The 9,054-nt window shown below is 57.4% G+C and carries 6 protein-coding genes and 1 pseudogene; 2 read left to right on the top strand and 5 right to left on the bottom strand.

The annotated features are described in order from the left end of the window. The 3 genes from Q0J81_RS08935 to Q0J81_RS08925 all read right to left on the bottom strand — a co-directional run. Positions 1 to 597, bottom strand: a 597-nt coding sequence (locus tag Q0J81_RS08935) for a hypothetical protein (RefSeq protein WP_294447290.1), incomplete at its 3' end; no start/stop codon positions are given. A gap of 11 nt (positions 598 to 608) precedes the next feature. Next, positions 609 to 1,733 carry a hypothetical protein gene (locus tag Q0J81_RS08930; RefSeq protein ID WP_294447288.1) on the bottom strand — a complete coding sequence of 375 codons (1,125 nt, stop codon included), beginning with the start codon at positions 1,731 to 1,733 and terminating at the stop codon, positions 609 to 611. A gap of 10 nt (positions 1,734 to 1,743) precedes the next feature. Then, the gene (locus Q0J81_RS08925; RefSeq protein ID WP_294447286.1) at positions 1,744 to 3,969 is read right to left on the bottom strand and encodes a hypothetical protein; all 2,226 of its coding nucleotides are present in this window, start codon (positions 3,967 to 3,969) and stop codon (positions 1,744 to 1,746) included. 380 nt (positions 3,970 to 4,349) lie between these two features. On the opposite strand from Q0J81_RS08925, the gene Q0J81_RS08920 reads away from it, so the two are divergent. After that, positions 4,350 to 5,207: a DUF3737 family protein gene (locus Q0J81_RS08920; RefSeq protein ID WP_294447285.1), complete on the top strand. Its 858-nt coding sequence runs from the start codon at positions 4,350 to 4,352 to the stop codon at positions 5,205 to 5,207. Positions 5,208 to 5,652: 445 nt separating this feature from the next. Here Q0J81_RS08920 and Q0J81_RS08915 read toward each other — a convergent pair whose 3' ends face one another. Then, positions 5,653 to 7,188: an ammonia-forming cytochrome c nitrite reductase subunit c552 gene (locus tag Q0J81_RS08915; RefSeq protein ID WP_294447283.1), complete on the bottom strand. Its 1,536-nt coding sequence runs from the start codon at positions 7,186 to 7,188 to the stop codon at positions 5,653 to 5,655. Continuing rightward, positions 7,181 to 7,639, bottom strand: coding sequence for a NapC/NirT family cytochrome c (locus Q0J81_RS08910; RefSeq protein ID WP_294447281.1), 459 nt, complete (start codon positions 7,637 to 7,639; stop codon positions 7,181 to 7,183). Before Q0J81_RS08910 ends, Q0J81_RS08915 begins: the two co-directional genes overlap by 8 nt. A 642-nt stretch (positions 7,640 to 8,281) precedes the next feature. On the opposite strand from Q0J81_RS08910, the pseudogene Q0J81_RS08905 reads away from it, so the two are divergent. Next, positions 8,282 to 9,054 (top strand): annotated as a pseudogene (locus Q0J81_RS08905) (4Fe-4S ferredoxin); the annotation flags it as partial.

Raw genomic sequence — 9,054 nt, 5'->3', positions numbered from 1 at the left:
CAGAATCACTCGGAAAGTTTTTTTTTTCCTTTGGATCACCGGTTCCAGTTTTCCGTTCAGCAGCACGACCCCGCGCAGAGAAGCATCCGTCAGGATTTCGGCAAGGTTGTCGGGGCGCAGCACCAGGGGAGATGCCACCATGAAATCGCCGGGATTTTCCGGCAGCAACGGGGGCAGTGCCGAAGCCTTTCGGAAGTTCTGCAGAATTGCAATGACGCGTTCGGAGTCCGTCCCGTGGGAAAAGCTTTTATTGTCAATGACAAGAGTGTCCCAGAGACTTCCCAGAGCCTGCAGGTTGCGTTTTTCGGGGACGTTCAGATGGGCAAGAAAGAAACCGGCCCAGTCGCGCAGCACGCTTTCTTCGTCTTCCAGAAGCAGGTTGAAGCGTATAGCCGTTCCTATGCAGTCCTGACGGCCGGAGGCGATGCCGGTAACCCAGAGGCGGCTTTGTCCGTCATGATGCAGAAAGAGAAGGCCGGGCTTGGTATCGTCGAGAGCTCTGCTCAGTCCGAGCTCTTTTGCCGTTTTCAGAAAGCGGTCATACAGGGCAGGGGCGAAGAACACGTTGTAGTCATCGCTGTAAAAGCGTGTCAACAATGCGCATTTCATTATTTGAATGATCCTCTCTGCAGAATCTTCTTTCTGTTGTAGGGGATTTCGGGGGCCGTGGCATCAGGATCCCGCATGGCCTTGTCGATCTCGCTTGTGGCCTGAATGAAGCTTTCCATGGAACTGCTCATGGCTTTCTTCGGCAGGCGACGCAGCTGGCTGCAGATGAACATGCAGATTTCAAGCATGAGATACGAAGGGCCGTACGGATGCCACCGGTTCATGCCGGGCTCGAAGGAGATGGAGTACACGCCCTTGAGCTTTCCGTTTTCCCATGTGGGCATTTTAAGGTAGCAGCAGCCTATGGTGTTGACCGGCATGTAAAGACATTCGACACTGCTTGAAGACTGAATGATGCTGAGAACGTCCTTGTAGTACTCGTTGGTTATCTTGTTGAAGAGCAGCTGCGACTTGTCGGCCAGCATGGAGGAAACCTTGGGAGTGCTGAAGTAGGTTTCGCACTTGATGGGCGCAAGAATGCACAGGCTGGGCAGGTTGGTACGGGTTTTCACCCAGTCCCGCATGAAGTTTTCCACCTGATCTATGCACAGATCGTTGCGGGCGGCCCGTTTGTGTTCAAGCTCCACGCTTTCCATGATGACGACGGAATCTATGGGCAGAATGATGACGTCCCAGTCCTTCAGATTGAGCTGTTCTATTTTTTGGGGATCGTTTATCCAGCCGCCGGGAAAGTCGTGCAGAATGAAGTCCTGCTTGAAGGATTTGCGGGCGCCTTCTTCAAAGCGCAGCTTGAGCTCTTCGTGATCCGAGGTACCCTCAAGGGTGCCGGTTTTGAACGTGCCTTTTTCTATGCCGGCTTTCAGGTCGTTGATGCGGCCTGAAATTTTGGTCATGGTGATGTCATCGAGAGCCGAGAGCTTGAGATAGCTGCTGTTGATGCGGCTTGAGAACTGCTTGAATTCCTCCACCATGGAGGCCGCAAGGGTAGTTTTCCCTATGCGGCTCGGCCCGAAGAAGCCGATGTTGTAGCACGGGGACTTTGCTTTGCCGGAGAGCTTGTCCCAGTCCCAGTAATCGGTAATGATGTTCATGATGGCGCCCGATACGGGAAAGCCCACTTTTTTCAGAAAAGAAAGAATGAAATCAAGAATGGAGTTGGACATGACAGGCTCCTCAGACAGCGCTGCTGGCGCGGTCGCGCAGGGCGCTGAGATGTTTGAGGGTTTCGTTCAGCAGATAGCTGATATTCGCTTTCTTGTCGGAAGTGATGATGTCGTTGTAGTAGGACTTGAAAAAACGTATCCACTCGTCATTGACATTGTTGTTGCGGATGATGGAGTCCTCAAACTTTTCATAGGCAACCAGAAGAATGTTGAAAAGGTTGTTCCGCGTCTCTTCAATGATTTTGTTTCTGATATCGATAATGGTGCGCGTTCCCATGTCCACAAGATTGGTATAGAGATTCTCGCAGCGCTCTTCGAGGGTGTTGCCTTCTATCTTCATGACGTCGGCAATGTTTTTCAGACTGCGTATGGGATCATACGCACGGGGATAGAACTGGGCGTTATGTTCGATCTTGAGCGTAATGAGACCCTCAACGGCTTCGCGCATCTGAGGCACGGGGTGCTCCGTGTTGTCAAGATAACTCAGAAAGCTTTTCAGGTTCTTTTCCGCGGACTCTTCGTTGAGCATGTTGTTGAGCACTTTTGCATCGTTGAGCGCGGCGACGGTCTTTTCCAGAATTTCGTGTGTAATGTAGTCCTTGTATACGCTGTCGAGCTCCAGAGAGAAGCGCTGAGCAATCTGCACTCTCATCTGGTTGATCGTGTCGGTCTGCACCTTGTTGAGGGCGTTGTCCTGTGCATAGCGATCGTTGGCCATTTCAAGCCAGTTTTCCCGGCTGCCTTCCTGCATGCCGTTGTTGAAATATTCGAGTGTTTCGTCCTTGATGCGATCGAGGGAGTCGATGACTTCCGTAAGGTCGTCCTGCCTGACGGCACGCTTTTCTATGCTGTCGCGAATTTTGAAACTGAGCCTGGCGAATCTTCGCAAAGCCTGTTCCGCCGCGTGACGCCTGAGTTCTTCCGAGTCTTCTCCCTGACCGTACTGACGCAGCGTCCTTTTGGCTTCGTCGCAGAAATCAGTGATGATGCGGCTCAGACTGTTCAGAGACTCGGATATGCCGAGAAACAGTGCGTTGTCGGATTTGGGGAGCTTCTGGGAAAGATGATCCAGAGCCCGGCTCAGCACTTCGGCGGAAAGCCCCTGCGAATCGGACTTGTCCGTTGTCAGTATGGTATAGCGGTCGCCCAGTTTGTCTCGGGCATCCTTTTCCATGATGGTCACATAATCGGTTTTGCAGCCGCCGCCGTTGATGACAAGAATGACGAAGTCCGAAGGGTGCCCCGCAGGACAGTTGCGGGTGAGGGTGTCAAGCGCTCTCTGGGCTTCCTGGTCCCAGTCCGGTCTGTTGCCCGAGGGGCGACGGATGAAGAGGCACAGATCGACGTTGTCCTTGAAGCCTTCGGTATGGATGCTCTCCAGCGAGGGATCCAGTTCTCCAAGGCCGGGGAGGTCGATGAGCTTGAGATTCTTTACGGACGTCTGAGGAAATTCGCAGTAGATGGTCACGGTCGACACGGCGACATAGACGTGGTTGGGCACGGTGACCTTGTCGTCGTTGGGAGAAGGAAGCCTGTAGGTCACATAGGGGCGCAGTTCCGACAGGGCAATAGTTTTTTCCTTGCCCGTTAGCAGATCCCGGTATTCTGGAAGTGCTGACTGGTATTCCTTTATTTTATTGCAGCACTGAAAGCTGCGATCCGAGGAGTTCTGAGTTTCCGGGAGCTTTATGTCCTGAAATTCCTGCAGTGTGTGCGGAGGATTGATGGACAGATTCCGGCATAGAGGCCAGATGCGCTGCTGAAGAAAGCTTGCCGGGGTGTGGAAGACAACCTTGGCGCAGTTGTCGGGAGAGTTCTGGATAACGGAACGCACTGCCGTGACGGGCAGGCCGTCGGCCGAAGGAACTTCATTGTTCGTGAGTCCAGAGAGCTTTTGCAGCAGGAAACTTTTTCCCATGCCCTTGGGACCGCCGAAGCCGATGTTGACGGTATCCCGTGAAAAGCGCTTTCGGGCCAGGAGCGCCTGCTGTTCGATATCAGTAATCTTCTCCCCGTGATTGAGCAGCACCTCCAGACATTGCTGGCATGTGGCCGTGAGCATCTCATTTTCCGTGGAATTTTGCTGCAGCTGCTCGATGGATGAGCGAACGACGGTCATGGCTTTCTGCAGCGAGGAGCAGCGCTTCAGCACGCCTTCGACGAGCGGCAGACGTGTTTTTCTTTGACGAATAATTTCAGAAATTTGTCCGGCAACCTGTTCTTCAACGGACGACATGTCATGTTCTCCTTGGATTCAGCCTGGTTGTATAAAAACTGATGAGGTTTCGACATGAAGGCATCTAAATTTTTCTTCTATGTATGACAGGGAAAACGGCAGGTCAATATCCTGAAGAAAAAGGATACCGGATTGAAGCAGAGTGCAAGGTTGTGTTTCACAGACGCCTTATCAAGGAAAACAAGGTGAAATTCGAGCGTCGATTGTATGTGAATGGATGATCGGACTTTTCTGATTGCAGTCCATGGCAGTATGGATTCTTGAGGTACAGAGGTGCAAGAAATATGTCTTTTGGGCATGGTTCGTCATGAATCATAGGCATTTGCTCTTTTATGAGGCGTGCTTATAACTATGCACAGAACATTCATGGGAGAGCCGGTATGGACATCATAGAAAACAAGACCTTTGATGAAGAGAGGGCGCTGTACGGGCTTCGGCACGTGCTGGTCCGGGACTGTTCGTTCACCGGGCCTGCCGACGGCGAAAGTGCGCTTAAAGAATGCGAGGACGTGACGGCCGAGCGCTGTCTGTGCAATCTGCGCTATCCGTTCTGGCACGTGCACGGCCTTGCGATCAAGGACTGCAATATCACGGAAAACGGGCGCGCCGCGCTCTGGTATTCCGATCACATAGACATTGCGGACTCGAAGCTGCACGGCATCAAGGCGCTGCGCGAGTGCCGCGAGGTTGCCGTGAGAAACTGCGACGTCGTGTCCAACGAGTTCGGCTGGTTTTCGCGATTCTTCCGCATGGAAAACTGCACGGTGAAGAGCGATTATTTCATGCTGCACGCGGCGAATCTCGACTTTGCAGACGTGCGCTTCACGGGCAGGTACGCTCTTCAGTATCTGCACGACTGCACCTTCGAGCACTGCGACATCACGAGCCGCGACGCCTTCTGGCACGCGGAGAACGTGACGGTGCGCGACTGCGTTCTGAAAGGGGAGTTCCTCGGCTGGTATTCCGATCATCTCACGCTGGAGCGCTGCCGCATCATCAGTTCGCAGCCTCTTTGCTACTGCACGAATTTGAAGCTCGTGGACTGCGAGGTGGTGGACTCCGACCTCTGCTTTGAGAAGTCCGACGTGGACGCCGTGCTCACCGCCCCCGTGGACAGCATCAAGAATCCCCGGTCGGGGCGCATCGTGCTTCCGGCCGTGGACGAGCTCATTCAGGAGGGCGACTCCCGCGCCGAAATCGTCATCACGGGCGGCGCGGACAAAAACGCCCGCGCGTAAGCCTGCGCGTTTGCGCGAAAGGCTCCCGTCTGTCTGAACGGGCGGGGCGCGGATATCTGGCAAATCAGGCAGGGGCGCTGTCGGCATGACGTCGGCAGCGCCCTTTCCGTCGTTGCGGAACGCGGGAGACGGGAGCCTGAGACCGAAGAACAGCACCTAGGCCGCGGGCCGGGCGCTTGGGGAGCCTTTGATCACCAGCAGTCAGCAGATTGCCCTGCCGCGGGCGGGGAAGCGCGGGGAGCCTTTCCGGGGCGCTTTGCCTGTGTCGTGCCCCGGATTGCGGGGTACGGGAGCGTGGAGCCGTCATGCCCCGGCCTTTTTGCCGCCGGAGGCGCACGAAAGCCCGCCGCAGAAGAACCCGGCTTTTTCCGGCGAAAAAAGGGCCGGAGGAAAGCTCCTCCGGCCCGTGCGGAATGTTTTCCGCGTCAGGGACGATGTTCGTCCGTTACTTCACCCGCACGTTGCCTTCCCACACAAGGCCCGCTTCGGGCAGCACGGGGAGGTAGGTGAGCCACTTGTGGCTCTTCATGACTTCGGGATCCTGCTGCATCTTGCGGTTGAACTCGAGAATGGGCGGCACGATGTCCTTGATGTCGCCCGCAAGGTTCGCCGCGATGCCCGCGTTGGTGGCCTCGATGCACAGATCAATGGCCTTCTGGCTGTAGCCCATGGAGCTCATGAGCGTGTCGAGCGCCTTGGCGGGATTGTGGAATCCCACGCTGTTTTCCGCAGAAATGAGATCCCAGAAGAACTGGCCCTTGCGCACGTTTTCGCGGGCGGCGGCCATGAGGGATTCGTAGTTCGCGTTTCTTTCGCCCGTGAATTCGTTGGCCAGACGCACGGCTTCATGCGCCTTCACGCTGGTTTCCTGAGCCTTGAGAAGCTGCCGGTAGGTCTTTTCCTGAATGTCGTGCACGCGGGCGCGCAGGAATTCGGGCGTCTTGTCGGAATGGCAGGTGCGGCAGGCGGTAAGTTCGGGATCCTTGAGCGGCGAGGTCCACCAGTGGCTCGAATACTTCTTGCCGTCCTGCTTCACGTAGGGCATATGGCAGTCCGCGCAGGACACGCCCGCCGCGCCGTGCGGGCCGTTCTGCCAGGTCTCGTATTCGGGATGCTGGGCCTTGATGATGTTCACGCCCGACACGGCGTGCACGAAGTCCGTGAACGGTCCGTTGTTCGCGCCGTGGGTGTTGTAGTATTCGTACATGTCTTCGGGGTCGAAGCCGTTGTCCCACGGGAACACGGGCTTGCCCGCCGGACCGTTGTCCTTGTGGGTGAAGTAGTATTCCACGTGGCACTGGCCGCACACGAGACTGCGCTTTTCGTTGCGCGAGAGCGTGGCCCAGTCCTTGCCGCTTCTGGCCAGCCAGTCCTTGAGCGGAATGGAGTAGAGCTGCAGTTCCATGGTGGTGGTGTCGTGGCAGGTGGCGCAGCTTATGCTTTCGTTCATTACGTCCACCTTGGTGCGGTACTCGTTGAAGTCGCGGCTCCACACGCCGTCGCCCTCGGCCGCCACCCACTGCGAAATGGCCGGAACCTTGCAGTTCCAGCAGGTGGTGGGCATGTTGCCCTTGCCGTCCGGCGAGTAGCGGTTGATGCGGTCGATGTCGAGAATGTCCTTGACCGCGTAGGTGTGACCGCGCGCCTCGTTGTACTCGTACATGAACGGATAGCCGAGCCACAGGTTCTTGAGGTACGGCTGAGCCGCATGGAACCCCCTGGGCAGCGGATTCACGTTGTCGTTCTTGCGGAAGTTCACCGAACCCTTGTACTCCGTCATCACGGAACTTTCGTCGTTCTGCCGGTACGAGGCGTACTGGAGCGGGAACGCCTTTTCAAACTTGGAGGCATCCAGCGTGTTCGCCGGAAGACCGCTCTGGTAGACCGGGGTCTTCACTTCATAGGTGTCGTCCTGACAGCCTGCGCTGATGAGACAGCAGGCCAGCACCGCGCCTGTCATGATCATGTTCATCTTATTCATCTGCCGCCTCCCTGAAGCTGACGGGGGTTTTCTTCTGATGCGCCATGGCGCGGTGGCAGTCCACGCAGTAGGGTTTCGCCATCATGACATCCTCATTGGCGACCCTGTGGCAGGCGCGACAGTTGGCGTTGACCACGTCTCTGGTTTCCAGCCGCGCGAGAATCGGAGCCTCCTTCCCCTGAAGGTTGGCCACGAAGTCGCGCAGTCCTTCCTGAGCCTTGAAGGGCAGCTTCGCCAGCAGATTGTGGGGCGCATGACATTCGTTGCACGTCAGATCGGCGTGGGGCGAGCGGCTGTGCGTGAGCGCGGCCTCGCGCATGACGTGACAGGTGGAACAGAAGGGCCTTGTGTCGGAATACTGCATTCCGGCAGCCGCCAGAAGCACCAGTGCCGCTCCCAGCACCGTGCCCGCAAGCAGCAGTTTCCATGGACCGTGTCTTGATGCTTTCATTGTTCTCCTCCCTCGGTTATGAAAAAACACGGCCCCTCAGTCATACATGGCGCAGAAGAAAATAACTGTGACTTAAATCACAATTGACGGAAACTTGCAGAAGAAAGGCGGAAAAGCTGTCTCCATGCGGAAAAGCATGACGACAGTCACGGCAAAGCTGCGGAGATTTGCATACCTTCTGGCGCATGACCGGCCCGCAGCGGCGCGTTCTGCGAGGGCTGTACCTGCGGAAGCAGAGGCAAGACGAGTCATGGTTTTGCGCGTTTTCCGGGCAGGCGGGAGAAGAGGCGGATGAGCAGGCGCACCGTACCGGAGCAGGGGCGCGGCTTTCGCTCCGGCGCAGGAGCCGGGAAGAGACCGCATGCGCAGGCGCTGCGTTCAGGCCCGGGACGGACGCCGGTTTTCGGATTCGGCGTGCTGTCGGTTTTTCGCCGCCATGTCCGTGAAGGGAAGGCGGCGCGTGCCCGGTATGCCGTCACTCCCGGAGGGCGGCGCCAGCGGAGCTGAGCGGTGCGGGGCAGCCGCCTGCGTGCTTTCTTTTGCGATGCCGGACACGTTTGTGTCTGCGGAGCGGGGAAGCATACGCATGACCCATGAACGAAGAGGCCGGAACGCACGGCCCGGAAAAAAGGAGAAAGAAGCATGATGACGCCGGACAACACCGGAAAGCGCAGCGGCACGCGCGCCTTTTTCGTGCCCGTTTTTCTTGTGCCTGCCTTTGTGCTGGGAGCCGCGCACCTGTGGCGGGCGGGAGGCGCGGGAAGCGCGGTGGCGTGTCTTTTGTGGGCGCTTTCGTGCTTCGGGCGTCGGGCGTGGATGCGGCCCGTTTCTGCCGCCGCACTCACGGTTCTGGCCGGGGAATGGGTGCGCACGACGGAAGTGCTCATGCAGATACGCCTTGCCATGGGCGCGCCGTGGATGCGCCTTGTCGTCATTCTGCTTGCCGTGGCCGCATTCACGGTGACGGCTGCGGTTCTTGTCTGGACGGGGCCGGGCCGAGCATGGTTTTCCCGCTCGCGGGAGCGGGCGCATATGCAGGCGGCAGGCTTTCTTCTTGCGGCCCTGCCGCTTTGTGCCATGGCGCGCTTTGCCCCGCATCTTCTGCTTCTGGACAGGCTCCTTCCGGGCTTCGGCATGGTGCAGGGCCTTCTGGCCGGGTTCTGGGCCGCGTTCATCTGCGCCCGCCTTGCCGACAGAAAGGCCGCAGCACGCACGAGGCTGCGGGCGTGGCGTCTGTTTTCTCTGGTGTTCTTCGGGCAGTTCGCCCTGTCTGCGGCGGGCTGGTCCCTTTTTTCCATGACCGGAGAGCTGCACGTTCCCGTTCCCGGGGTCATTGTGGCCGGAATGCTCTACCGCGGCACGGCGGGCTTCATGCCGTTTCTTTTTGCGGTGTCGGTGCTGCTTGTCGGGGCCGC

Source organism: uncultured Mailhella sp., assembly GCF_944324575.1.
Lineage (GTDB): Bacteria > Desulfobacterota > Desulfovibrionia > Desulfovibrionales > Desulfovibrionaceae > Mailhella.
This window is presented reverse-complemented; position numbering and strand designations above follow the sequence as displayed.